This is a genomic window from Methylobacterium sp. J-068 (genome assembly GCF_022829445.1).
Classification (GTDB): Bacteria; Pseudomonadota; Alphaproteobacteria; order Rhizobiales; family Beijerinckiaceae; genus Methylobacterium.
The window spans coordinates 106,650-132,784 of sequence record NZ_JAKSXY010000083.1; the positions used below are offsets into that span (position 1 = coordinate 106,650).

At 68.9% G+C, this 26,135-nt stretch carries 19 protein-coding genes; 7 read left to right on the top strand and 12 right to left on the bottom strand.

What is annotated here, in order from left to right; all coding sequences use genetic code 11:
* Window positions 1–95 precede the first annotated feature (95 nt).
* Entirely contained in the window at window positions 96–377 is a 282-nt protein-coding gene (locus MKK54_RS13095; protein ID WP_244011401.1) for a hypothetical protein, read from the bottom strand.
* 60 nt (window positions 378–437) lie between these two features.
* Window positions 438–2,255, bottom strand: a complete 1,818-nt coding sequence (locus MKK54_RS13100; RefSeq protein ID WP_244011546.1) for a chloride channel protein — start codon at window positions 2,253–2,255, stop codon at window positions 438–440.
* A 77-nt stretch (window positions 2,256–2,332) separates the two neighbouring features.
* Between MKK54_RS13100 and MKK54_RS13105 the strand changes: the two genes are divergently transcribed.
* A complete protein-coding gene (locus MKK54_RS13105) occupies window positions 2,333–2,776 on the top strand; it encodes a MarR family winged helix-turn-helix transcriptional regulator (protein ID WP_244011402.1) in 444 nt (147 codons plus the stop codon).
* A gap of 569 nt (window positions 2,777–3,345) precedes the next feature.
* Here MKK54_RS13105 and MKK54_RS13110 read toward each other — a convergent pair.
* Window positions 3,346–7,077, bottom strand: coding sequence for a vitamin B12-dependent ribonucleotide reductase (locus MKK54_RS13110; protein WP_244011403.1), 3,732 nt, complete (start codon window positions 7,075–7,077; stop codon window positions 3,346–3,348).
* 495 nt (window positions 7,078–7,572) lie between these two features.
* On the opposite strand from MKK54_RS13110, the gene MKK54_RS13115 reads away from it, so the two are divergent.
* Both MKK54_RS13115 and MKK54_RS13120 read left to right on the top strand, forming a co-directional pair.
* A complete protein-coding gene (locus tag MKK54_RS13115; protein WP_244011404.1) occupies window positions 7,573–7,989 on the top strand; it encodes an NADH:ubiquinone oxidoreductase subunit NDUFA12 in 417 nt (138 codons plus the stop codon).
* 141 nt (window positions 7,990–8,130) lie between these two features.
* Window positions 8,131–8,772, top strand: coding sequence for a DUF2155 domain-containing protein (locus tag MKK54_RS13120; protein ID WP_244011405.1), 642 nt, complete (start codon window positions 8,131–8,133; stop codon window positions 8,770–8,772).
* A gap of 16 nt (window positions 8,773–8,788) precedes the next feature.
* Here MKK54_RS13120 and aat read toward each other — a convergent pair whose 3' ends face one another.
* From aat to MKK54_RS13150, 6 genes are all read right to left on the bottom strand, one after another.
* Window positions 8,789–9,457, bottom strand: coding sequence for a leucyl/phenylalanyl-tRNA--protein transferase (gene aat / locus MKK54_RS13125; protein ID WP_244011406.1), 669 nt, complete (start codon window positions 9,455–9,457; stop codon window positions 8,789–8,791).
* A 123-nt stretch (window positions 9,458–9,580) separates the two neighbouring features.
* The gene (locus MKK54_RS13130) at window positions 9,581–9,913 is read right to left on the bottom strand and encodes a hypothetical protein (protein ID WP_244011407.1); all 333 of its coding nucleotides are present in this window, start codon (window positions 9,911–9,913) and stop codon (window positions 9,581–9,583) included.
* A gap of 424 nt (window positions 9,914–10,337) precedes the next feature.
* Window positions 10,338–10,646, bottom strand: a complete 309-nt coding sequence (locus MKK54_RS13135; protein WP_244011408.1) for a hypothetical protein — start codon at window positions 10,644–10,646, stop codon at window positions 10,338–10,340.
* Between the two features lie 133 nt (window positions 10,647–10,779).
* Window positions 10,780–12,135, bottom strand: coding sequence for an acetyl-CoA carboxylase biotin carboxylase subunit (gene accC / locus MKK54_RS13140; RefSeq protein ID WP_244011409.1), 1,356 nt, complete (start codon window positions 12,133–12,135; stop codon window positions 10,780–10,782).
* Between the two features lie 14 nt (window positions 12,136–12,149).
* Window positions 12,150–12,632, bottom strand: a complete 483-nt coding sequence (gene accB / locus MKK54_RS13145; RefSeq protein ID WP_244011410.1) for an acetyl-CoA carboxylase biotin carboxyl carrier protein — start codon at window positions 12,630–12,632, stop codon at window positions 12,150–12,152.
* Window positions 12,633–12,754: 122 nt separating this feature from the next.
* The gene (locus MKK54_RS13150; protein WP_244011411.1) at window positions 12,755–13,561 is read right to left on the bottom strand and encodes a DsbA family protein; all 807 of its coding nucleotides are present in this window, start codon (window positions 13,559–13,561) and stop codon (window positions 12,755–12,757) included.
* A 190-nt stretch (window positions 13,562–13,751) separates the two neighbouring features.
* Between MKK54_RS13150 and MKK54_RS13155 the strand changes: the two genes are divergently transcribed.
* Complete coding sequence (locus tag MKK54_RS13155; RefSeq protein ID WP_244011412.1) at window positions 13,752–14,930, top strand: pyridoxal phosphate-dependent aminotransferase; 1,179 nt, start codon at window positions 13,752–13,754, stop codon at window positions 14,928–14,930.
* Window positions 14,931–15,006: 76 nt separating this feature from the next.
* On the opposite strand, the gene MKK54_RS13160 is transcribed toward MKK54_RS13155, so the two are convergent.
* A complete protein-coding gene (locus MKK54_RS13160; protein WP_244011413.1) occupies window positions 15,007–18,051 on the bottom strand; it encodes a ribonuclease E/G in 3,045 nt (1,014 codons plus the stop codon).
* Window positions 18,052–18,802: 751 nt separating this feature from the next.
* Between MKK54_RS13160 and MKK54_RS13165 the strand changes: the two genes are divergently transcribed.
* Entirely contained in the window at window positions 18,803–20,095 is a 1,293-nt protein-coding gene (locus MKK54_RS13165) for an N-acetylmuramoyl-L-alanine amidase (RefSeq protein WP_244011414.1), read from the top strand.
* A gap of 254 nt (window positions 20,096–20,349) precedes the next feature.
* Window positions 20,350–22,779, top strand: coding sequence for a penicillin-binding protein 1A (locus MKK54_RS13170; protein ID WP_244011415.1), 2,430 nt, complete (start codon window positions 20,350–20,352; stop codon window positions 22,777–22,779).
* A gap of 28 nt (window positions 22,780–22,807) precedes the next feature.
* Here MKK54_RS13170 and MKK54_RS13175 read toward each other — a convergent pair whose 3' ends face one another.
* A complete protein-coding gene (locus tag MKK54_RS13175) occupies window positions 22,808–23,416 on the bottom strand; it encodes a TetR/AcrR family transcriptional regulator (RefSeq protein ID WP_244011416.1) in 609 nt (202 codons plus the stop codon).
* Between the two features lie 58 nt (window positions 23,417–23,474).
* Here MKK54_RS13175 and MKK54_RS13180 point away from each other — a divergent pair, with 58 nt between their 5' ends.
* Window positions 23,475–23,873, top strand: coding sequence for a DUF2306 domain-containing protein (locus MKK54_RS13180; RefSeq protein WP_244011417.1), 399 nt, complete (start codon window positions 23,475–23,477; stop codon window positions 23,871–23,873).
* On the opposite strand, the gene MKK54_RS13185 is transcribed toward MKK54_RS13180, so the two are convergent.
* Window positions 23,870–25,999: a TonB-dependent receptor family protein gene (locus tag MKK54_RS13185; protein WP_244011418.1), complete on the bottom strand. Its 2,130-nt coding sequence runs from the start codon at window positions 25,997–25,999 to the stop codon at window positions 23,870–23,872. The genes MKK54_RS13180 and MKK54_RS13185 overlap by 4 nt on opposite strands.
* Window positions 26,000–26,135 lie beyond the last annotated feature (136 nt).

Here is a 26,135-nt window from a genome sequence, read left to right on the forward strand (position 1 = left end):
ACCGGACATTCACGGATCGAGAGGATTGTCCGCGTCGCGGCGATCACGCCTGTTTCGGGTGACGGACCGAAGCGGCCCGGCGCCGTCCGCCCCCGTCACCCGCCGCACTGGAACATCGCCTGGAAGACGTCCTGGTGCCCGACCAGGAGCGTCGGAGCGGACGGCAGGTGAACCCGGAGCACCGGCGCGAAACCGTAATAGGCCGCGAGGAGCTCGGGGTCCGGCAGGCCGATGCACAGGCGGTGCCGTCCATCCTCCAGGGAAACCGCGATCAGCATCATGTCGCGCGGACGGCCGAACGCCTCGAACTGATCCTCGAACGTGGCGCGGATGTCGACCCAGCCGCCGTCACCGAAGTCGCGCGTCATCCACAGCACGAGGACCTCCCATCGTTTCCGGCCGACGCCCTTCGGATCCGCGAAGGCGTCCGGCGCATCTCAAGGCTTCGCATGCCGGATCGTGCGCTGGCCGAGGAAGGCCCGGCGCTCCCGCTCGGATTGCACGACGGTCGCCCGAACCTGCAGGAGATCCTTGCGCGTGAGCAGGCCGACGAGGGCTCCGCTCGCCGCATCCGTCACGGGCACACGGCCCTGCCCGGTGGCCATCATGATGTCGAGGGCGCGGGCGACGACGTCGTCCGGATGGACGACCGCGAGCGATGCGTCGGAGACCCGTTCCTCGAGGCGTTCTCCGGCATGCCCGCCCTCGGTCTTCCAGCGCAACGCGTCGCCACGGGTGACCACGCCCACCGGCCGCGCCCGCGCATCGACGACCGGATAGGCGTGATGCCGCCCCGCTTCGATGGCGGTGATGGCGTCCGTGACCGATTGCTCCGCATCGAGCACATCGACCGTGCGGGCCATGACCGCTCCGACCCGCGTCAGTTCGTAGGGATCGAGGCCGTACTCGCGCGTGACGTGCTGCCCGCGCCGCGCGATCTTCTCCGTCAGGATCGAGCGCTTCAGGAGGAGCACGGTCACCGCATAGGCGGCGACGGTCGCGGCCAGCAGCGGCGCCAGGATGTGGACGTCGCCGGTGAGTTCCACCGCGAAGAGGGTTCCGGTCAGGGGGGCCCGCATGGTGCCGCCCAGCATCGCGGCCATGCCGAGGAGGGCCCAGAAGCCCGGTGCTCCGGGCAGGGCGAGACCGGCGAGCCATCCCATGGCTCCGCCGAGAATGAGGAGCGGCGCCAGAACGCCCCCCGACGTGCCGGATGCCAGCGCCACCAGCCAGATCCCCGCCTTGACCAGGAGGATCGTCAGGACGACCTGAACCGCCAGGTTGCCCGTCAGGAGATCGCCGATCACGTCGTAGCCGACGCCGAGCGCGCGCGGTTCGATCAAGCCGCCCAGGCCGACGAAGAGGCCCCCGATGGCGGGCCACCACATCCAGTGGATGGGCAGGCGCTCGAAGGCATCCTCCAGGAGGTAGAGGAGCTTCGTCAGGAGGCCCGATTGCAGTCCGGCGAGGATTCCGAGCCCCGCGCAGGCGAGCAGGCCCCACCAGGGCAAGGCCGGATCACCGGAGAAGGGAAAGAGTGGGCCGGTTCCGAAGAGCAGCGGGCGCCAGCAGATCGCCGTGATGGCGGCCCCCGCCACGGGGATGAAACTGCGCGGGCGCCACTCGAACAGGAGCAGCTCGACGGCCAGCAGCACGGCCGCGATCGGTGTTCCGAAGATCGCGGTCATTCCGGCCGCGGCGCCGGCCACGAGCAGCGTCTTTCGCTCCGCCGCGCTGAGGTGGAAGAACTGCGCGAACAGGGAGCCGATGGCTCCGCCGGTCATGATGATCGGCCCCTCGGCGCCGAACGGTCCGCCGGTGCCGATCGAGATGGCGGAAGAAATCGGTTTGAGCACGGCGACCTTGGCCGACATGCGGCTGCCCCCGATGAGGATGGCCTCGATGGCCTCGGGAATGCCGTGTCCCCGGATCTTCTCCGAGCCGAAGCGCGCCATCGCGCCGATGGCGAGCCCGCCCAGGACGGGCACGAGGACCATCCAGGGCGTGCGGGCCGCGTCCGCCATCGAGGACGGCACCGTGTCGAGGCGGCCGAACCAGGCGAGGTTCGTGCACAGGGTGATCAACTGGACGAGCACCCAGGCCGCGAGGGCGCCACCCGTGCCCACGACGAGTGCCATCGCCATCAGGATCAGCACGCGCCGATCGGTCGTGAAATCGCCCAAGGAGCGCCTCGGCCTCTGCCCGACGACTCCGAGGCGTCCTTCGTCGATTGCGTTCGGCCTGTCCTGCTGCATGATCATCTCGCTCGGCGTCACGCGCCATATATATCGTAACCCGATATAATACAGCCCGCGAAGCGGAGGATCTCGAGATGTCTGCGAACCGGCCGACACGGGAGGCCCTGTCACGCGAACAATACGCGGCCATCGCGACCTTCCGCTATCAGCTCCGCCGTTTCCTGGCGTTCAGCGAGGCGGCCGCGCAGCAGGCGGGCCTTCCGCACCAGCAACATCAGGCGCTGCTCGCCATCGCGGGCCATGCGGGGTCGGACGCGCCCACTGTCGGGATGCTGGCCGAGCGGCTGCTGATCGCCCCGCACACTGCCGCCGAACTCGTCTCGCGCATGGTCGAGGCATCGCTCCTGACAAAGACGAGGGGCGCGCTGGACGGGAGGCGGATGGAGCTCTCGCTCACGCCGCGCGCGGAAACCATCCTCGCCGAATTGACGGCGGCGCATCTCGAGGAACTCCGGACGATGGAGCCGGCCCTCGTCCGTGCGCTCGGAAAGCTCGACCATGAGCCAAGCGACCGCTGAACCCATGGCCGACATCGGCGGCGACCTCCCGAGGAAGCCGCCGCGATCGTCTCGGGACGGCTCCGCGCAGCGACCATCCGCCATCGACCGAGGTGCCGGTGACGAATGCAGAAGGGCCCGATCGCATCCACGAGACCGCATCCGGGATCTCTTCGGGTCTGCCGGGATGCCCCATCGGCGCGCGGTCGATCGCCGTCCGCTATGGCCGCCGTCTGCTATGGCCGCCGTCGAAGAGGTCCATCGTCGGCGTCTCGATTTGGCATCGACCCTGAGCTGGTCGATTTCCGTGTGCCCGTTTTGTTCCGCCAGCGATCCGGGCGACCGAATGGTTTCGGTCGCCCGGGGTCGTTCGCACCGACCATCTCCCGCCCTTCGGAGGGGGATGGACGGCACCTTCGATGCTCTCCTCAGCGACCCGCCGTAGAAGCGGCCGGTGCGTTTCTCGCCAAGGGCCCGCGCGGCGCGTCCGATCCTCTCGGACGCACATCACCGTCCTCCAGGGACAGACCTCCTGTCGGCACGCACGCACATCAGGCGTTCCGACAGGTGTGATCCGATGACGGAGAGACCTACGAGCAGCCGGTCGTCCCGCCGCACGTGTCGCACTTCAGGCAGGTTCCGTTGCGCACGAGCGTGAAGTTCGCGCATTCCGGGCAGGCCTCGCCGACATAGCCCTTCATCTTCGCCTCGGCGCGGCGGTCGGAGACCGAGCGTTCCGGCTTCGCGAAGGGGAGGGCGTCGACGAGGGCCTCGGCGTGGCCCGCCGGGATCGGTTCGGCCTTGAGGGCCGTCGCGCCCCGAAGCGCATGCACCACGCCGCCGGCCGGGCTGGTCTGGCCGGCGGACCCGGCGCCGATTCCGACGGTGCCACCGGCGGGACCGCCCTGGATCAGGGTGAGCCGGTCGGCCGAACCGCGGAGCAGCCCACGGGAGACGACGCTCGACGCGGTCGCTTCCGTCCGGCCGGGCTCCCGGGTCGTGTCGGTCTCACCGCCGCCGATCACCGTGCCGCCGATCTCGGACGGGTTGACGTGGGCGAGGTCGGCGCGGCCGAGATAGGACACGGCGAGCTCGCGGAACACGTAGTCGAGGAGCGAGGTCGCGTTCTTGATCGCGTCGTTGCCCTGCACGAAGCCCGCCGGCTCGAAGCGGGTGAAGGTGAAGGCCTCGACGTATTCCTCCAGCGGCACCCCGTATTGCAGGCCCAGCGAGATCGCGATGGCGAAGTTGTTCATCAGGCTGCGGAAGGTGGCGCCCTCCTTGTGCATGTCGATGAAGATCTCGCCGAGGCGCCCGTCATCGTACTCGCCGGTGCGCAGATAGACCTTGTGTCCGCCGACCACCGCCTTCTGGGTGTAGCCCTTGCGACGATGGGGCATCTTCTCGCGCGAGCGGATGCGCTCGACCCGCTCGATCACCCGCTCGACGATCTTCTCGGCGACCTGGGCGGCCTTGGCGGCGGCCGGGGCCGCGATCAGGGCCTCGATGATCTCGTCGGCATCGTCCTCCTCGTCGGCGATCAGCGCCGAGTTCAGGGGCTGGGACAGCTTCGAGCCGTCGCGGTAGAGGGCATTGGCCTTCAGCGCCAGGGTCCAGGACAGCCGGTAGGCGTTCTTGCAATCCTCGACCGTGGCGTCGTTGGGCATGTTGATGGTCTTGGAGATGGCGCCCGAGATGAAGGGCTGGGCCGCCGCCATCATGCGGATGTGGCTCTCCACCGAGAGGTAGCGCTTGCCGATGCGCCCGCACGGGTTGGCGCAGTCGAACACCGCGTAGTGCTCGAGCTTGAGGATGGGGGCACCCTCCAGGGTCATCGCACCGCAGATATGCGTGTTGGCCGCCTCGATGTCCTTCCGCGAATAGCCGAGGAAGGGCAGGATCTCGAAGGTCGGGTCTGACAGCTTCTCGGCCGGGACCTTGAGCACGTCCTTGAGGAAGTCGTCGCCCAGCGTCCAGCGGTTGAAGACGAACTTGATGTCGAAGGCCGACTTCAGGCCCGCCTCGATCGCCGCGAGCTTGTCGTCGGTGAACCCCTTGGCGCGGAGCGACCCGGGGTTGATCGCCGGGGCTTGGCCCATCGAGCCGTGGCCGACGGCGTAGGCCTCGATCTCGGCGATCTCGGATTCGCGGTAGCCGAGGGTGCGCAGGGCGTCCGGCACGGCGCGGTTGATGATCTTGAAGTAGCCGCCGCCGGCGAGTTTCTTGAATTTCACGAGCGCGAAGTCGGGCTCGATGCCTGTCGTGTCGCAATCCATCACGAGGCCGATCGTGCCGGTGGGCGCGATCACGGTGGCCTGCGCGTTGCGGTAGCCGTGCTCCTCGCCGAGCGCCAGGGCGCGGTCCCAGGCGTGCTTGGCCCGCTCGGCGATGTCGGCCTGGGGCACGTTGGCGAGGTCGAGGGGCACGGGGGCGATCGAGAGGAACTCGTAGCCCTTCGCCTCGCCATGCGCGGCGCGGCGGTGGTTGCGGATCACCTTGAGCATGGCGTCCGCGTTCTCCTCGTAGGCCGGGAAGGCCCCGAGTTCACCCGCCATCTCGGCGGAGGTGGCATAGGCCACGCCCGTCATGATCGCGGTGAGCGCACCGGCGAGCGCACGCCCCTTGTCCGAGTCGTAGGGCAGGCCCATGCTCATCAGCAGGCCGCCGATATTGGCGTAGCCGAGGCCCAGCGTCCGGTAGCGGAACGAGAGTTCGGCGATCTCCTTCGAGGGGAATTGCGCCATCATCACCGAGATCTCGAGCACCACCGTCCAGAGGCGGTTGAGGTGCTCGAAGGCGGCGACGTCGAAATGGTTCGTGGCGCGGTCGTACATCGTCAGCAGGTTGGCCGACGCCAGATTGCAGGCGGTGTCGTCGAGGAACATGTACTCGGAGCACGGATTCGAGGCGCGGATGCGCCCGCCCGCCGGGCAGGTGTGCCAGTCGTTCATGGTGGTGTTGAAGTGCAGGCCCGGATCGGCCGAGGCCCAGGCGGCCTCGCCGATCTTCTCCCAGAGTTCTCGGGCCGGCAGGGTCTTGGTGGTCTTGCCGGTGGTGCGGGCCTTCAGCTCCCAGGGCGAGTCGTTCTCGACTGCGCGCAGGAAGTCGTCGGTGAGGGAGACGGAGTTGTTGGAGTTCTGGCCCGCCACCGTGAGGTAGGCCTCGGAATCCCAGTCGGTGTCGTAGACGGGGAAGTCGATCTTGGTGAATCCCTGGCGGGCGAACTGGATGACTCGCTTGGTATAGGAATCCGGCACCATGTCCTTGCGGGCGGCCTTCACGGCCTTCTTCAGGGCCGGGTTGCGCTCGGGGTCGAAGCAGGCGTCGCCCTCGGCCTCGCACTGCGTGCAGGCCTTCATCACGGCGGTGAGATGCTTGGAGACGATCTTGGAGCCTGTCACCAGGGCGGCGACCTTCTGCTCCTCCTTCACCTTCCAGTCGATGTACTGCTCGATGTCGGGGTGGTCGATGTCGACGATGACCATCTTGGCCGCGCGCCGGGTGGTGCCGCCCGACTTGATCGCGCCGGCCGCCCGGTCGCCGATCTTGAGGAAGGACATCAGGCCGGAGGATTTGCCGCCGCCGCCGAGCTTCTCGTTCTCGCCGCGCAGCATCGAGAAGTTCGAGCCGGTGCCGGAGCCGTACTTGAACAGGCGCGCCTCGCGGACCCACAGGTCCATGATGCCGCCCTCGTTCACGAGATCGTCCTGCACGCCCTGGATGAAGCAGGCGTGCGGCTGCGGATGCTCGTAGGAGGAGGCCGACTTCGTCAGCTCACCGCTGCGGTAATCGACGTAATAGTGGCCCTGCGCCGGGCCGTCGATGCCGTAGGCCCAGTGTAGGCCGGTGTTGAACCATTGCGGCGAGTTCGGCGCCACCATCTGCCGGGCGAGCATGAAGCGCAGCTCGTCGAGGAACGCGGAGGCGTCCTCCTCGGAGGTGAAGTAGCCGCCCTTCCAGCCCCAATAGGTCCAGCAGCCCGCCAGCCGGTCGAAGACCTGCGTCGAGGAGATCTCGGAGACGTAGCGCTCGACCTCGGGAAGCTCGGCGAGGGCGGCGAGGTCGGGCTCCGAACGCCACAGGAACGACGGCACGTCGTTCTCCTCGATCCGCCGCAGGGCCGCGGGCACGCCGGCCTTGCGGAAATACTTCTGCGCGAGCACGTCGCTGGCCACCTGCGACCAGCTCTCCGGCACCTCGATACCGTCGAGGCGGAAGACCGTGGAGCCGTCCGGGTTGCGGATCTCGCTCAGGGTCTTGCGAAAGGGAATCGTCGCGTAGGGCGATTGCCCGGCCGTGGTGTGGCGTCGCTCGAACCGCATGGAACCTGTCTCCCGTACCGGCGGCTCGCGCGCGGCACCGTGTCCAAGAATGATGAAGGCAAGCGCCCGCGAACGCCGCGCGGCGCTGAAATTCGTGTCGAGAATTTGGTGAACCGCCGGTGACGCGACAGCCTCGGCGACCATCCAAAGGTATGCCGTCCTGGGGTCTCACGTCAATAACTAGTGTGCCGGCTGCATGTTCCTGGCTAGATGTAGTGGGTCTCGCGTTAAAGCTGTGGATATCGCGGGCGTCTCGATAAGTGCCCTTTCGGGTTCGCGGATTCGAACGCGAAAAATTTTCCGCCCACAGGCCGTGCCGCGATCGCGGCGGGTCGCGGAATGGTTAACGGCCGCAGGTGTGGGATTTGCGCCGCAACGCGCCTCTCCCCGCAGCGGCGTCGCGGCCCGACTCGACGGCTGGACTTCGCGGGACCGCGTCACCATAGTCCGCGCGAACAACGAAGGCGGGGCGCATGCCCCTTTCAGGCGAACGCGATGGCTCTCAAGGACACGCTCCTGCGCATCTTCACCTGGTGGAACGGGCAGACCATGTCGCTCGCCCTCTACACCGCGCGGCGCGGGCAGCTCGTCGGTACGGACGATCTCGGCAACGTCTATTACCGGGCGCAGGGACCGCTGATCGACCGCTCGGTCGGCAGCGAGCGGCGCTGGGTGGTCTACAAGGGCTACGCCGACGCCTCGAAGGTGCCGCCCGGCTGGCGCGCCTGGCTCTGCCACAACGGCGACGTGCCTCCGAGCGAGGGCACCTACGCGCCGCGGGCGTGGCAGAAGCCTCACGTCGAGAACCTGACCGGGACCAGCGGCGCCTACCGGCCGCGGGGGTCTCAGCTCAATGTCGGCCAGCGGCCGGCCGCGACGGGCGACTACGTGCCCTGGAGCCCGGGCAACTGAGCCCGGATAGCGGGGGCCAGCGGCCCTTTTTCCACCAATCTTCTCCGGTCTAATCCGATCCTCGCGCCGCCGCTTCCCCCCGGGAGCGCATTGGAGAGGGGTTCGCCCGTGAGCCGCAGCACAGCAGGATCGTCCCGCCCCGTGGTCAAGCGCCTCCTTCTCGCCGTGATCGCGACCGGCCTGCTCGCCCTTCCGGCTTCCGCCGACAAGATCAAGAACCCCACCGCCGTCTTCTCCGGCCTCGACAAGATCACCGGGCGCATCGTCTCCTTCGAGGTGGCGGTGGACGAGACGGTGCAGTTCGGCGCGCTGCAATTGACGCCCCGCGTCTGCTACAGCCGGCCGCCGACCGAGAGTCCGAAGACCACCGGCTTCCTCGAAGTCGACGAGGTCACCCTCGACAACAAGTACCGCCGCATCTTCACGGGTTGGATGTTCGCCGCGAGCCCCGGCCTGCACGCGATCGAGCATCCGATCTACGACGTCTGGCTGGTCGATTGTAAGGGCGGCAGCGACGTGATCGCCGAGGCGCGCGAGCAGGAGGACATGCCCGCCATGGCCTCCAAGCCCGAGAAGGCGCGCCGGCCCAAGGGCAACGCGGACGCCACGCGGACCGCCCAGCAGGTCAACCCGAACGGGCAGGTGGATGTCGAGGCGCCACGCGGCGTCCCCGTCCAGCCGAAGCAGAAACCCTCGCGAAAGTTCTTCCCGTCCAACGAGGGCCCGGCTCCGGCACCACCGCCGCAACAGCCGCAATCACTCTTCGACGCCCTGTTTCGCTGACGGTTGGGCCGGAGTTTCAGGTTACGCCGAGGGCCGCGAGCACGTCGCGCCCGGACAGGGAGCCGTCACCCGGCCAGACAGCCCAGTTTGCCGGCAAGGCGATCGCCTCGGCGAGCCGGCGCTTGTAGATGTGTCTCGGAACCTCCTCGGCACCGAACTGGCTCAGATGATCGGTGACGAATTGGGTGTCGGCGAGGCGATAGCCGCCGGCGCGCAGCCGCGCGACGAGGTGGACGAGCGCCACCTTCGAGGCATCCCGCGCGGTGTGGAACATGCTCTCGCCGAAGAACGCGGCCCCGAGGGAGACGCCGTAGAGGCCCCCCACGCGCTGGCCCTCCGAGAAGACTTCGACCGTGTGCGCGTGACCGGCGTCGAACAGGGCGCCGTAGAGGTCATGGATGCGCCGGTTGATCCAGGTCCGCTCCGCATTGGCGCGCGGTGCCGCGCAGCCGGCGATCACGGCATCGAAATCCTGGTCGATGCGAACCTCGAACACGTCGGACCGGACGGTGCGGGCCAAGCGCTTCGACACGTGGAACCCGTCGAGAGGCAGAACGCCGCGCGCGCGCGGCTCGACCCAGTAGATCGCGGGATCGTCGGCATCTTCCGCCATCGGGAAGATCCCGGCCGCATACGCCTTCAGCAGAATCTCGGGCGTGATCTCAACGCGGTCGCCATCATACATGGCGGGATTTTGATGCGGGGCGCGGCGGAAGGCCAGGGCGCACCGGCCGCAAACCGGTTTTCGGACACGAAAAAGGGCGGGGCCCATCGGCCCCGCCCGCGATCCGTCGCCTGAGCGCGGCGATCAGTAGTTCGGGCCACCCGCCGTCGTGCCAAGGTTCGGCACGGTGCGATTCGGCTGCTCGGCGTTTCCGCCCTTGGCGGAATCCTCGAAGATCGCCTCACGGTTCGAGCCGAAGGGCGCCTCCGTCACGGTGCCGGTGACGTCCATGTCGACGAAACCATCGGCATTGCGGTAGGCGCCGTAGACCGACGGGTTGTCGATGGGGCCGCGCGTGGTGCTGCCCGCCTGGGGAACGAAGCGCTCGGGTTGACCGACATTGCCCGACGGCGACTGGGCGAGGGCAGCGGTGGCCATGAGGGAGGCCGCGGCGAGGGTGAGGCTAAAGATGCGCATCGTAGGTCGAACGTCCATTGTTTAGGAAAATCCAGTCGCTTGGCGGGACGCTCGCCGCCGGGCAGGTGATGCCCGGGTCGTCCCCGCCTGACCGGCGTGGGATGAGAAGTCCTGCCGGAGCAACACGTTCCACCAGTTCGTTCGCCGGCAACGGTCAGCCCGCGGGGCGTGGCAGAGAAAGAGGATATTTTTCCTTGCCGAACGGCTCAATTTGCATTGAAACAGATCTTTCACGCACGAAAATGCCGAGAAATCCAGACCAAAAGAACTCATAAGGCTCATTTTGCAAGAAAGTAGCGCGCAACACGATTGTGCGCAATCGCACACCGATGGTCGCTGGGTAAGGGGCCTCCTGAAATAATAAGAAGCCGGCCCCTCGCGGGGCCGGCTTCGTAATCTCATCGGGTCCTGCGTCGATGACCGGTCAGCGGGCCGGACCGCCCGAGGTCCCACCTGTGTTCGGGACCGGGCGGTTGGTCTCGTTCGCGTTTCCGCCCTTGGCGGAATCCACCGCACCCACGCCCGGGCTCATGCCGTTCTCGCCGGCAGGCGCGACGGCGGTGCCGCCCGTGGGGGCCATGTCTCGGGTCGACGGCTTGTTGATCGGGCCGTTGCTGGTGCTCCCGGCCTGCGGGACGCTCCGCTCGGGCTGGCTCACATTGCCGGACGGCGACTGAGCGAGGGCAGGGGTGGCGAGCAGCAGGCTCGTGAGGAGGCAGGTAGTCAGGCGCACGGTCGATCGTTCTCCGGTATCGGGCGCCGCCTCATCCGGACCGTGAGGCGCAAGCCGCAGAAGACGAGCGGAAACGAGCGTCGGGCGCACTCGTTCCCGTCACGCTCGCGACGGCGGATCCGGGCGCGACATCCTACGCGTCGGCGAGCCCACCTTCGGCCAGGAACTTCTCCAGCCAGTGGATGTCGTAGGCACCGTTCAGGACATCGGCGTTCCGCACCAGGGCCCGGAACAGCGGCAGGGTCGTGTCCACGCCGTCGACCACGAACTCGTCGAGCGCCCGGCGCAGCCGCATCAGGCACTCGTTGCGAGTGCGCCCGTGCACGATCAGCTTGCCGATCAGCGAATCGTAGTGCGGCGGGATGCGGTAGCCCTGGAACGCCGCCGAATCGACCCGGACACCGAGCCCGCCCGGCGGATGGAAGTAGGTGATCAGGCCGGGGGAGGGCCGGAAGGTCGCCGGGTGCTCGGCGTTGATCCGGCACTCGATGGCATGGCCCTCGACGCGGATCTCGTCCTGGGTCACGGAGAGGGGCAGGCCGGCCGCAACCCGGATCTGCTCGTTCACGAGGTCGATCCCGGTGATCATCTCGGTGACCGGGTGCTCGACCTGGATGCGGGTGTTCATCTCGATGAAGTAGAACCGCCCGTCCTCGTAAAGGAACTCCACCGTGCCGGCGCCGAGATACTGAAGTTCCTGCATCGCGCGGGCGCAGATGCCGCCGATCTCGGCGCGCATCTCGGCGTTCAGCACGGGCGAGCCGCCTTCCTCCCAGACCTTCTGGTGCCGGCGCTGGAGCGAGCAGTCGCGCTCGGCGAGGTGAACCGCGTTGCCGCGCCCGTCACCGAGAACCTGAACTTCGATGTGGCGCGGCTTCTCCAGATACTTCTCCAGATAGACTGCGTCGTCGCCGAAGGCGGCCTTGGCCTCGGTGCGGGCCATGCCCAGCGCCTGCTCCAGGTCCGCCTCGGTGCGGGCCACCTTCATGCCGCGACCGCCGCCCCCGGAGGCGGCCTTCACCAGCACGGGATAGCCGATCTCGGCCGCGATCCGCTTGGCCTCTTCCGGATCCTCGACGCCGCCCTCCGAACCGGGCACGCAGGGGATGCCGAGGCGCTTGGCCGTGCGCTTGGCCTCGATCTTGTCGCCCATGATGCGGATGTGCTCCGCCTTGGGGCCGATGAAGCCGATATTGTGGTGGGCGAGCACCTCGGCGAAGCGGGCGTTCTCGGACAGGAAGCCATAGCCCGGATGCACGGCATCCGCGCCCGTGATCTCGCAGGCCGCGATGATCGAGGGAATGTTGAGGTAGCTGTCCCGGGCGGAGGGCGGGCCGATGCAGACGCTCTCGTCGGCGAGGCGCACGTGCATGGCATCGGCGTCGGCGGTGGAGTGGACCGCCACCGTGGCGATCCCGAGTTCCTTGGCCGCGCGCAGGATGCGCAGGGCGATCTCGCCCCGGTTGGCGATCAGGATCTTGTCAAACATCGGCGCGGCCCCGCTCACTCGATGACGAGGAGGGGTTCGCCGAACTCGACGGGCTGGCCGTCCTCGACGAAGACGGCGGTGACGGTGCCGGCGCGCGGCGCCACGATCTCGTTGAAGGTCTTCATCGCCTCGATGAGGAGGAGCTTCTCACCAACCTGGACCGTGGAGCCCACATCGACGAACAGCTTGGCGTCCGGCGAGGGACGGCGATAGGCGGTGCCGACCATCGGCGAGGGCACCGCGCCGGGATGACCCGCGCCGGCCTTGCCGCGCTCGACCGACCCGCCGGGCCCCGAGACGGGGGCAGGGGTCGGCGCGGCGACGGCGGCCATCGCGGGGGCGGGGGCCGCCACCTGCACCTGGACCGTCTCGACGCGGCGGGCGACGCGGATGCGCAGATCCCCCTTCTCGACCTCGATCTCGCTGAGATCGGTTTCGTTGATGAGCTTGGCGAGCTCGCGCACGAGCTCGGGATCGAAGGGGTCGTTCTTGGACATCGGCTCCTTGGGCATCGGCTCGGTCGTCTTCAGGGTCGGTCGCAGGTTGCGGTCGCGTGGTTTCAGGGTGTCGGCGGCCGGGCGGACGTGGCGCGGCCTACCGGGTCATGGGGCGGAGGCGGTCAGCAGGTGGCGTGGCCGCACTGACGCACGTCGGTGATGATCTTGCGGATCGGCTCGGCGCCGACGGCGCCGGGGATCACCTCGTCGCCGATGATGAAGGCGGGCGTGCCCGAGAGGCCGAGCTTGTCGCCGAGGCCCACATTCTCCGAGAGGGCCGCCTTCACCTCGGGGCCCTGCGCGTCCTTCGTCAGGCGGGCCACGTCGAGCCCCATCTCCTTGCCGACGGCCAGGGCGCGCTCGCCGTTCACCCGGCCCTTCGATTCGAGGAGCTTGGTGTGGAACTCGAAGAGCTTGTCGCCCTTCAACTGCTGCTTGGCCGCCAGGGCGACCTTGCTGGCCTCGAGCGATTCGGCGCCGAGCACGGGGAAGTCCTTGAGGACGACGCGCAGCTTCGGATCACCCTTGATCAGCGCCTGGATGTCGGCGAGCGCCTTGCGGCAGTAGCCGCAATTGTAATCGAAGAATTCGACCATCGTGACGTCGCCGCTCGGATTGCCGACGACCACGCCGTGGGGCGAGTTGACCAGGGCCTCGCGGGCCTCCTTCAGGGCCGCCGACTGGGCGAGCTTCTGGGTCTCCTGCTGCCGGCGCTCGCCCTCGGCGATCGCCTCCTGCAGGACGTCGGGGTTCTTGACGAGGTAATCCTTGATGATGCCCTCGATCGCCTGGCGCTGCGCATCCGTGAAGGCGGCGGCGGCCGGAGCGGTCTGGCTCGGTGTGACCTGGCTCGGCGTGGTCTGGGCATGCGCGGCCCCCAGGGTGCCGGCGAGGATCGTTGCGCAGATCAGGGAACGGAAGAGGGGCATACGTCCTCGCGGGGCGGGACCGGTCAAGCGTAGGCCGGCCATCGGGGAGTCGTCTTTCACAGATCGCGGTTCGCACATCGCGATCGGCAGGGCGTGCGAATAGCCGCCGGGTTAGGCGTTTTCGCGGCGGCCGGTCAATTGCCGATTCGCGGTTTGGCCTCGAACACGGGCTGCGGCTATGACGAAGCGGATGACCCAGTCCCCGATCCTGACCGTGAATCAATCCTCCCGGCGGGCGGCGCGCGTCGCCCCCTTCCTCGCCATGGACGTGATGTCGGCCGCCGCCGCCCGCGAAGCGCGCGGCGAGGGAGTCGTCCACATGGAAGTGGGGCAACCCTCCGCGCCGGCGCCCCGGGCGGTGATCGCGGCCGCGCAATCCGCGCTGGCGAGCGGCGCGCTGCCCTACACCCAGGCGCTCGGCCTGCCGTCCTTGCGCGAGCGCATCGCGCGCCATTATGCCGAGACCTATGGCGTCTCGGTATCCCCGAGCCGGATCGTCGTGACCACGGGCTCGTCGGCGGGATTCGTCCTCGCCTTCCTCGCCCTGTTCGATGCCGGCGCCCGCATCGCGGTTCCGCAGCCGGGCTACCCGGCCTATCGCAGCCTCCTCAACGCCCTCGACCTCATCCCGGCGCCGCTCACGTTGCGCGATGCCGACCGATTCGCGCCGACCGGCGCGGCCCTGCGGGCACTGCACGCGCGAGCGGCTTTGTCCGGCCTCCTGGTGATGAGCCCGGCCAACCCGTCCGGCACGGTGATCGAGCCCGAGCGCCTCGCCGATCTCTGCGCCACGGCCCGCGAGCTCGGACTGCGCTTCATCTCCGACGAGATCTATCATGGGCTCGCCTACGGCATGCCGACCGACACGGCCTTGCGCTACGACGACGAGGCGATCGTCATCAATTCGTTCTCGAAGACCTGGTGCATGACCGGCTGGCGCATCGGCTGGATGGTGGTGCCGGACTGGCTCGCCCGGCCGGTGGAGCGCCTGGCCCAGAACCTCTACATCTCGGCGCCCTACCTCTCGCAGGTGGCGGCACTGGCGGCCTTCGATGCGGTGGAGGAGGTCGAGGCGGTGCGCGCCGGCTACGCGGCGAACCGCGCCCTGCTCCTCGATGCCTTCCCGGGCCTCGGCCTCGGACGCACGCACCCGGCGGACGGCGCCTTCTATCTCTATGCCGACGTCTCGAACCTGACCGACGACGCCAGCGCCTTCTGCCGGCGCATGCTCGACGAGGCCGGCGTCGCGGCGACGCCGGGCCTCGATTTCGACGCGGTGGATGGCGGCCACCACGTGCGCTTCTCCTTCGCCGGATCGCAGGCCGACTGCGTCGACGCGGTGCGCCGCCTGAAGGGTTGGCTTCGCTGAGCCGGATCGTCCGAAACGAGAACGGGGCGGACCCTTGAGATCCGCCCCGCCGCCTTGCATCGAATGAACCGGTCGATCACTCGCCGGTGAGGGCCGCCTTGGTGCGCGACCACCAGCCCGCGCGCTTCGGACGGTCCGGGTCGGCGGGCGTGAGCACCACCGCAACCGGCTCCGGCGTAGGCACCGCAGCGGGGGCGGGCTCGGCCGCCGGGGTCGCTTCGGCGGAAGCCGCCTCCGGCGCGGGCGCGACCGGCAGATCCTCGGACACGGCGGCGGGCGCCTCGACCGACGAAGCGTCGGGGTGATTGTCCTGCGCGACCGGCGCATCGGTGTGGGACGAGGCCGCGGCGACCGCGTCCGCGCTCACCGGCTCCTCGCCGCCGAGGAAAGCGGACGGCGCATCCGCCGCCCCCTCGTCGCCCGAGACGGAACCGACCGACTCCACATCGGCGTCCCGGCCCTCGTCGCCCTGGTTGCCGGCCTCGCCGTCGCGGGAACGTCCCTCGCGGTCGCGGCCACGACCGCCCCGGCGGCCGCGACGACGGCGGCGCCCGCTGCCGTCATCCTCGCCTGCGGTGGGCGCCTCGACCGTCGAGACGGCCTCGTCGCCCTCGGCCTGGGCGGCGACCTCGTCGGTCTCCTCGCCCTCACCGTCATCCTCGCCGTCGGACTGGGAGGTTTCACCGGACGATTCGCCGGTCTCGTGGCGTCCGCCCCGGCGGCGGCGGCGGCGGCGGCGACCGCCACGGCCCTCACCGCCCTCGGACGACTTCTCGCGCGCTTCCTCAGACGCCTCGGTCTCGGTCTCCTCGGCCTCGGCCTCGGCGACCTCCTCCTCGATCTCCGGATCGAAATCCTCCTCGGGGGCCAGCGCCGAGCTGATCGCAACGGCGCGCACGCCCGTCACCGGCCCCTCGGCGCGGGATGCCGGCTCGCCCCGTTCGAGCTGGAACGCGGAGGTGGCCGCCAGGCGCTCGTCGGCCGCGATGGTGACGGAGACGGCGAAGCGCACCTCCAGCTCACGCAGGTGGGCGCGCTTCTGGTTGAGGATGTAGAGCGCCACCTCGGTGCGCGTGCGCAGGACGAGGTTGTGGCTGACGCTCTTGAGGAGCGATTCCTCGATGGCGCGCAGGATCTGCAACGCCACCGACGCGGTCGCCCGGACGTAGCCCGAGCCGCCGCAATGCACGCAGGGGAGGGAGGAGCTCTCCAGCATGCCGGTGCGGATGCGCTGGCGGCTCATCTCCAGCAGGCCGAAGGGCGAGATGCGGCCGACCTGGATGCGGGCGCGGTCGTTCTTCAAGCACTCGTTGAGTTTCTTCTCGACGGCGCGGTTGTTGCGCTTCTCCTCCATGTCGATGAAGTCGATCACGACGAGGCCGGCGAGATCGCGCAGGCGCAGCTGGCGCGCGACCTCCTCGGCCGCCTCCAGGTTGGTGCGCAACGCCGTGTCCTCGATGTCGTGCTCGCGGGTCGAGCGGCCCGAGTTCACGTCGATGGAGACCAGCGCCTCCGTCGGGTTGATGACGAGGTAGCCGCCGGATTTCAGCGTGACGTGCGTGGAGAACATCGCGTCGAGCTGCTGCTCCACCCCGTAGCGGGCGAAGATCGGCGTCGAATCGCGGTAGGGCTGCACGACCTTGGACTGGCCCGGCATCAGCATGCGCATGAAGTCGCGCGCCTCGCGATAGGCCTCGTCGCCCGCCACGAGGATGTCGTCGATGTCCTTGTTGTAGAGGTCGCGGATGGCGCGCTTGATGAGCGAGCCTTCCTCGTAGACCAGCGCCGGAGCGGAGGAGGACAGCGTCAGTTCGCGCACGCTCTCCCACAGGCGCATCAGGTACTCGAAGTCGCGCTTGATCTCGGGCTTGGTCCGCGAGGCGCCCGCCGTGCGCAGGATGACGCCCATGCCGTCCGGCACCTCCAGGTCCTGCGCGACTTCCTTGAGACGCTTGCGATCGGCCGCGCTGGTGATCTTGCGGGAGATGCCGCCGCCACGACCGGTATTGGGCATCAGCACGGAATAGCGTCCGGCCAGCGAGAGGTAGGTGGTGAGGGCCGCGCCCTTGGTGCCGCGCTCTTCCTTGACGACCTGCACCAGGATGATCTGGCGGCGCTTGATCACCTCCTGGATCTTGTAGTGCCGGCGATAGGTGCGCGGCCGCTCGGGGATCTCGGCCAGCGCATCGCCGCCGACCTGGGCGATCTTCTGCCGACGCTCACCGTCCTCGCCCTCGGATTCTTCGTCGTCCTCGTCCTCATCGTCGTCGGAATCGTCGTCGTCCTCGGACTCGTCGTCCGAATCCTCGTCGTCCTCGTCCGAATCGTCGTCCTCGTCGGACTCGTCCTCGGATGCGGGCTCCGCGACGGCGCTCTCGCCCATCGGGGCGGCTTCGAGCGCGAGCTCGGCGGCCGGCGCGACCGGCGCCTCGGCGGTGGCTCCCTCGATGGCCAAGGGCTCGCCGGCCTCGACATCCGACGCGGGCGCCTCGTCGGCACCCCCATCGGTCGCCCGGCCCTCGGCGGCATGCGCCTCGGAATCCTGCGTTTCGGCGGTGTCACCCCCGTCCAGGGTGGCCTGCGGCAGGTCGGCCGAGGCGTCGCCGCCCGGAACGATCGCCTGCGAGGACGCGTCGAGGCCGCCTTCCAGGAGCGCGTCCGAGGCGCCGATGGCCGGCTCGTTCTCGGGCACCGAGGTGGCGAGATCGGAGACGTCTTCGCTGCTCACGCTCTCGGAGGTGCGCGCCGTCTTGGCCGCGTTGCCGTCACGGCGGCCGCGCGAGCGGCGGCGGGGCTTGCGCTCCTCGCGCTCGCGATGCTCCTCCGCCTCGCGGGCCTCGTCCTCGAGCAAGGCCTGACGGTCGGCCAGCGGGATCTGGTAATAGTCGGGGTGGATCTCGCTGAAGGCGAGGAATCCGTGGCGGTTGCCGCCGTACTCGATGAAGGCGGCCTGGAGCGACGGCTCCACCCGCGTCACCTTGGCGAGATAGATGTTCCCGCGAAGCTGGCGCCGGTTGGCCGCTTCGAAGTCGAATTCCTCAACCCGGGATCCGTGAACCGTGACGACCCGGGTCTCCTCCGGGTGCATCGCGTCGATGAGCATCTTGTTGTTGTTGGCCATGACGAACTTTCGACATGGCGGTCGACGTCGTTCTCCTCGAACCGCGCGGTCCCGATGGTGCGCCTCCCGGTCCCGATAGGTCGGTCCGGAGGGTCAGCACGCGTAACGACCCGGCGAGTGGGGTCGCGGAAGCTGTGGGGAAGGGATTGCCGTCAACCGCCGTTGGGCGCCGGATCTCGGCGCGCGTGGGGTTGATCCTGGCCAGGGTCGACGAGAAGGCGGCGCCACGCGAAACGCGCAGGCGTTGAACACGAGCAACGGCAACCGATGCTGTGTGTCCGCTCATTCTCTCCCTGACCTCGCGAAGACTGTGTGGGCTCGACCGAAGGCAAGCCGTGCATTCCAAAGAAACGGTGCGGCGGCCGAAAACGGCCGTCGAATGAACCGACTCCCACCCGGCTTTGAAGCGCCGCATTGTCTGACGCGGGGAACCGACTGCGAAGGCGATCCTGCCGGAAGCCGGACCGCGCCCGCGGGCCGCGGAGCAAACCGCACGACACCGGGAAGGGGACCTTACCATTACAGAGCGTCGCGACGTTTTGGCAAGGTCCTTAATTCCGCCACGCAACGGGGGGGACGCGGTGTCGCCGGGTCCGGCCGGCCGAGGGCCTGTCGCCGCCAGGCCACAAGGTCCGGCGAAGTGGGTGCCGCCACTTGAGGAACGGTTAACCATCCCGTCCGTATCCCTTAGAGGCAGCGCTCACCGAAGCGGGTTCGTGGGCCTGAGCCCCAGGGAAGGGAAGCCGGACCGATGCCGAGACGCTCGCCCCTGCCGCGCTCCCTCGCGCTCATCGTCTGCGGCATCTTGGTCTCCGGCGCCTTGCTCCCGGCGGGAGGTTTGCCGGCCGCGGCCCAGGACGGCGACAAGGCGCGGAGCGTGAATCAGGCCGCCGTCGCCATCGCGGCCGATCTCTCGACCTCCGGCCCCACCACGAAGCTGACGCTCACGCTCTCCAAGGCCATCGAGGCCAGGGCCTTCGTGATGGAGCGGCCCGACCGGGCCGTGATCGACCTCGCCGAGGTGAACTTCCAGCTGGGCGCCGAGACGGGGCGCAAGCGCGACGGACTGGTCTCCTCCTTCCGCTACGGCCTGTTCGCGCCGGGCCGCTCGCGCATCGTGGTCGACCTCGCCCAGCCCGCCAGCGTCGGCCGGATCGAGACCGTGACCCGTCCGCGCGACGGCGCCGTGCTGCTGAGCATCGAGTTCCAGCGCACGGACCGCGAGGGGTTCCGCCGCGCGGCCGTGGCCAGCGATCCGGCCCCGGCCCAGCGCAAGATCGTGGCCGCCCCGGAGGCGACCGACAGCCGTCCCCTGATCATGGTCGATGCGGGCCATGGCGGCACCGATCCGGGCGCCATCGCGGCCACCGGCGTGTTCGAGAAGGACATCGTCTTCGGTTTCGCGCAGTCCCTGGTGTCCCGGCTGGAGGCCGGGGGCCGTTACCGGGTGCGCATGACCCGGGACCGCGACGTCTTCGTGCCGCTCTCCGAGCGCGTCCGCATCGCGCGGGAGGCCAAGGCCGACCTGTTCGTCTCGATCCACGCCGATTCGATCTCGTCGGCTCCGCAGGTGCGCGGCGCCACGATCTACACGGGCTCCGAGAAGGCGACCGACGCCGAATCGGCCAAGCTCGCGGAGCGCGAGAACCGGGCCGACGCGGCGGCCGGCACCGAATCGAACGAGGGGCCGGGACACGTCGCCGACATCCTCCAGGAACTCACCCTGCGTGAGACGCGCACCTTCTCCTCCGGCTTCGCCAAGGGCCTGATGGCGCATCTCGGCCCCGTGATGGAGATGAGCGCCAAGCCGCACCGCGAGGCCGGCTTCATGGTGCTGCGCTCGCCGGACGTGCCGTCCGTGCTCGTGGAGCTCGGCTACCTGTCGAGCAAGCGCGACCTCGACCTGCTCCAGTCGGAAGGCTGGCGGGCGGAGGTCACCGGCGGCATGGCCAAGGCGATCGACGCCTTCTTCGGCAACCGGACCTCCCTGACGCGTCCGCAACCGCCGCGCCGCTCGGCGGCAATCGCCCCAGTTTCACCATAGAATGGTTGTGAAACCGGGGCTCACAGCGCCCCGGCCCGTTCGACGTCGATGAAGTCTCGGCGGGAATCGTCGCGGGGCTCACGAGCGAACGCCGCCACATCAGGGGCTCGCCCGCAAAACGCGCGGCGACGCCCGCGCATTCCGAAAGTCTCTTGCTTTTCGGAATGCGACACGGTCCGAGAGGGCACTTGCCGGTGTGGCACGTGTGTTCGCGGCCGGCCGGCGGCGGTGGATCATCGACGGACGGGACCCGGATGCGCTTCATCCTTCGTTTCTTCGGCTTCCTGTTCAGCATCGGCGCGATGATGTTCGTGCTGGGCGCGGCGGGCGCGGCGTTCTTCTACTGGAAGTTCAGCCAGGACCTGCCGGACCACGCCGCGCTCGCCAATTACGAGCCGCCGGTGATGAGCCGCGTGCATGCGGCCGACGGCTCGCTGCTCGCCGAATATGCCAGCGAACGCCGCCTCTATCTGCCGATCCAGGCCATGCCGAAGATCGTGGTCGCGGCCTTCCTCTCGGCCGAGGACAAGAACTTCTACAAGCATGGCGGCGTCGACCCCGAGGGGCTGGTCCGCGCCGCGCTGACGAACTTCAAGAGCGGCAAGAAGCAGGGCGCCTCCACGATCACCCAGCAGGTCGCCAAGAACTTCCTGCTCTCTCCGGAGCAGACCTTCGAGCGCAAAGCCAAGGAGGCGCTGATCGCCTTCCGGATCGAGGCCGCCTATTCGAAGGACAAGATCCTCGAACTCTACCTCAACGAGATCTTCCTCGGCACCATCGTGCCCGGCCGCAACCTGCACGGGGTCGCGGCGGCCGCGCTCGACTATTTCGGCAAGTCCGTCCACGAGCTGACGATCAACGAGGCGGCCTACCTCGCCGCCCTGCCGAAGGGCCCGAACAACTACCACCCCTATCGCCAGACCCAGAAGGCGCTCGACCGGCGCAACGAGATCATCGGCCTGATGGCCCAGAACGGGTACATCACGAAGGAGGAGGCCGAGGCCGCCCGCAAGATGCCGCTCGGCGTGAACCCGCGCGTCGCCTTCGCCAACGCCGCCAACGCCAACTACTTCACCGAGGAAGTGCGCCGCGAGATCGCCGAGCGCTACGGCGAGAAGAAGCTCTACGAGGGCGGTCTCTCCGTGCGCGCCACCCTCGACCCGAAGATGCAGGCCTGGGCGCGCAAGGCGCTGGTGGACGGTCTGATCCGGTACGACCAGTCGCATGGCTGGCGCGGGGCGCAGGCCAAGGTCGACCTCGTCGGTCGCGACTGGGGGCTCGCGGTGGCGGAGGTCTCCGGCCTCGGCGACGTGGCACCCTGGCGCCTCGCGGTGGTGCTGAGCACCACGGGCGGCGCCGCGCAGATCGGCCTTCAGCCCCGCCGCGAGGCTTCCGGGCACGTCGCCAAGGACCGGGAGACCGGCACCATCGGCGCCGACGGCACGCGCTGGACCGGGCGCTCGCCCGCCGCCGCGCTCAACCCCGGCGACGTGGTCTATGTGGAGGCCATCGACGGTGGGCGCGGCCAGTACCGCCTCCGCCAGCGCCCGGAAATCTCCGGCGCCATCGTGGCGATGGACCCCTATACGGGCCGCGTCCACGCGATGGTGGGCGGCTTCTCCTACGACGAGAGCCAGTTCAACCGCGCCACCCAGGCGATGCGCCAGCCGGGCTCCTCGTTCAAGCCGATCGTCTACTCGGCGGCGCTGGACAACGGCTACACCCCGTCCTCCATCGTGCAGGATTCGCCGATCACCATCGAGGCGGGGCCGGGCCAGGAAGCATGGTCGCCCTCGAACTACGACGGCAAGTCGGGCGGGCCGCATACGCTGCGCTACGGCATCGAGCATTCGAAGAACCTGATGACGGTCCGGCTCGCCAAGGACGTGGGCATGCCGCTGATCGCCGAATACGCCCGCCGCTTCGGCGTCTACGACGACATGCTGCCCGTGCTGCCGATGTCGCTCGGCGCCGGCGAGACCACGGTCATGCGCATGGTCACGGCCTATTCGATGCTCGCCAATGGCGGCCGGCGCATCCGGCCGACCCTGATCGACCGCATCCAGGACCGGGTCGGCGAGACCATCTACAAGCACGACAACCGCAAGTGCCTCGGCTGCGATGCCGAGAAGTGGTCGGGCCAGGACGAACCGAAGCTGGTGGACGATTCCGAGCAGGTGCTCGACCCGCTCACCGCCTACCAGATGGTCTCGATCATGGAGGGCGTGGTCCAGCGCGGCACCGCCACCATCCTGAAGCAGATCGGCAAGCCGCTCGCCGGCAAGACCGGCACGACGAACGACGCCAAGGACGCGTGGTTCGTGGGCTTCTCGCCGGATCTCGCGGTGGGTGTCTATCTCGGCTTCGACAAGCCGCGCTCCCTAGGCGACCGGGCCACCGGCGGCGGTCTCGCCGCGCCCATCGCCCTCGACTTCCTGAAGCAGGCGTTGAAGGACAAGCCGCCCACCCCGTTCCGCGTGCCGCCCGGCATCAAGCTGATCCGCGTCTCGGCCTCCACGGGCATGCGGGCCGGCTCGGGCGACGGCCCCGGCACGATCCTCGAGGCGTTCAAGCCCGGCACCGCACCGCCGGACGCCTATGTCGCGGCGCCCGCCCAGAGCGGCCCCCCCGCCGCCGTGCCGCCCGACGCGGACCGTGCCGCCCAGGCCGGCGGCCTCTACTGAGGCGACACGAACAGCCGGCCGGGACGGATCACGTCCCGGCCGGACGCTCACGCGCGACGGCGTCTCGCGGTTCCGGACAGCCCTTGCCATCGGCCGCGAGGGCACGCGAGGCCGCCTCCAAGCTCAATTGTCCGTCGGCGACGAGATGCGCGAAGCCATGAACGATCGCCCAGGCGCGCAGCGTGTCCGCCCCGATTACATCGGGATCGACCGGGCCGCCCGTCGACGTGGCCCGACCAGCCGCGATCCGGTCCAGAGTCATCAGCGCATCGGTCGCGGCCGCGGCCAGGTCGGGGAAGTCGGCCTTGCAGAGGGTGCTGCCAAACATCAGCAGAAAGCACGGGCGTTCCACGACCGCGAAGGCGAGGTAGGCCGCGCCCAGTGCGGTCAGCTCGTTGCCGGCCGCCACGAGGCGCGCACGAAGGCGATGAAACCCCTCCGCCGCGACACCGGCCAACAGGGCCTCACGGCTGGAAAAGTGCCGGTACGGCGCATTGTGCGACACCCCGGCCACGCGGGCGACCTCGCGCAGGCTCACCGCGCCGACCCCCTCCCGACGCAGGATCTCGAGTGCGCCATCCAGGAGTGCGCGGCGAAGGTCGCCATGGTGGTAGGCCGTCCGATCGGATGTTGACACTGCCCACACATCCTTTCATGGTGCTGGCGTCAACATAGCGGGCCCGGCGAGGCGAGTCATGACCCTGGAACCTCTCCTCGTCACTGGCCCGGTCATTCAGGCCCACGCCCTCGCGGCGATCCTCGGTCTCGGGCTCGGAGCGCTTCAATTCGCGTTGCCGAAGGGCACCCGGGCACATCGCGGACTCGGCCGGGTCTGGGTCGGCCTCCTGGCCTTCGTCGCCCTGTCCTCCTTCGGCATCCACGCATCGCGGCAGGTCGGACCCTTCAGTTGGATTCACGGCCTGTCGCTCGTCACCCTCGGCGCGCTCGCCGCCGGGATCGCTTTGGCTCGCGCAGGCCGGATCGAGGCCCATCGCTGGACCATGATCGGGTTGTTCATCGGCGGACTCGTGATCACCGGGCTGTTCACGCTGGTACCGGGCCGGGTGATGCACCGGGTGCTGTTCACCGGCTAGAACGCCGCGCGCAGGCCTCCGAACACGCTGCGCCCGACGCCGGGATAGAAGGCCACCGGGCCTCCGACGATCGCGGCGGCGTTCGTCACCACCGCGATGTCGGAGACGTAGCGGGTGTCCATGAGGTTGCGGGCGTCGACGAAGAGCGAGACGCCGTTGCGGAAGTCGATGCCGGCCTCGACGTTGAACAGCGCGTAGCCCGGCACCTTCAGGGTGTTGGCGTGGTCCGCGAAGGCGCCCCGCGGCACCCAGTCGACGGACGGGCTGAGGCGGAATCCGTCGCGGTTTCGATAGGTCAGCACCGTCCGCAGCACGTCCGTCGGGATGCCGGCGATCCGGTTGTCGGTGAAGACCGGGTCGCTGACGAAGCGGAAGTCGTTGTGGGTCCAGACCTGCGAGACGCCGACCCCGTCGCCCGGGCCCAGGAGGTCCCGCGCCAGATCGAGCGAGACCGCCGCCTCGACGCCCTGGTGGCGGGTCCGTGGCGCGTTGAAGGTTGCGGCCGGGATGTTGAGGCCCGGATTGATCGAGAAGTTGATCAGCTCGTCGCGAATCTCCGAGCGATAGAGCGTCAGGTCCCACGAGAGCCGGTCGATGCGGCCGCGCGTACCGGCCTCGTAGGTCAGCGCGCGCTGCGACCGCAGCGGCACGAAGGTGGTGTTGAGCGCGTTCGTCTGCACGAGGTCCGAGAAGTCCGGCACATCGCGCGAGCGGGTGATGTCGCCGAAGACCTGGATCTCGGGCAGGGGCTGCCAGAGCAGACCGAGCTTCGGGTTGATACCCTCGTAGGTCTCGTTGGCGAAGGACGGGAACTGGTTCGCGCCCGAGAAGCCTCCCTTGTTGCTGTAGGTGCGGTTCGACGAGAACGCCTTGGCGCCGGCCATGAGTGCGACATCCGGCAGGAACCAGAAGCGGTTCTCGCCATAGGCCTCGTAGTTGGACGCGCTCTGGACCGCGCGCAGGGTCTGGGCGCCGCGCTGGCCGGCGACATTGACGAACTGGAGCGCCGAGTTCTGACCGGCGAAGGCCCGCAGGCCGAGGATCGTCTCGTTGCGATACCCGGCGATGTCGAAGCTGCCCGACCAGTGGGGTGCGATCCCGTAGGTCCAGCCGTCCTGGTCGATGACCTGGAAGATCGGGTGGTACAGCGATTTGTGGATCGCCCAGGTGTCGATATCGAGCTTGCCGACATCGAGGGCGAACGAGGTGCGGTTGGCTACCCGTTCGGTCTCGACCTTGCGCGACTGGTTGCCCGAGATCGCGGTGGGATTGGCCAGGGTCGGATTGTTCAGGGCGTTGTAGAGGCTCAGCGTGCCGGGCAGCTTCTGGTCGGTCAGATAGAGGCCCACGTAGAACCGCGTCTCGACGCCGGGCGCGAGCCGGTAGCCGAGATTGGCGTTGAGGTTCTGCGTCCGCTGGGTCTCATGGTCCCGGTAGCCGTCCGAATTCGTGATCGTGCCGTTGATCAGGACGTCGGCCGGGCCGGAGATACGCGAGACCTGGAAGTTCTCCCGGATGGTGTTGAACGATCCGCCGTCGATCCGCAGGATGTTGGGCGCGAACGCGGTGTGGGCCGTGGGCGTGACGAAGTTGATCGCGCCGCCGAGCGTCGTCGCCCCGAAGGTCAGCGCGTTGCCGCCCTTGTAGACCTCGATCGAACGCTGGGCGAGCGGATCGATCTGGTAGAAGTCGCCGCTGCCATCGGCGAGATTCAGCGGAATGCCGTCCTGCAACAGTTCGAGCCCACGCAGGTGGAACCCGCGCGAGATGCCCGAGCCGCGCACCGAGAGGCGCAACTCCTGCCCGTACCGCTCCTGCACGTAGACGCCCGGCACCTCCTTGAGGGTGTCCCGCAGCGTGTTCGCGTAGCGGTCCTGGAACGAACTGGCATCGACGAAGGCCACCGAGCCGACCGTGGCGTTCACGGCCGCGCGCTGCGCCGATACGCTCGGAACGGTGAGCGAACCGGACGCCACCCCCTCGACGCTGAGTTCGGAGAGCGTGGCGGCGGCAACCTCCTGCGCCAGGGCGCGCTGGAGGGGAGACTGGCAGAGGACGAGGATCGAGACGCCGGCCAGGAGGCGTGCGGTGGAGAACGGGCGACGGACGCGCGGGAAATGGGACATCGGGAAGGCTCCGGATCACGGGCCCGCGCTTCGCGGCGACGCGAAGGGGCCGACGTCATCCCGGTGAGAGAACGACGATGGACGCTCGAACGGACGCGCGGCGCTGCGTTGCCGAAAGTCGGGGGCGATCTGACCG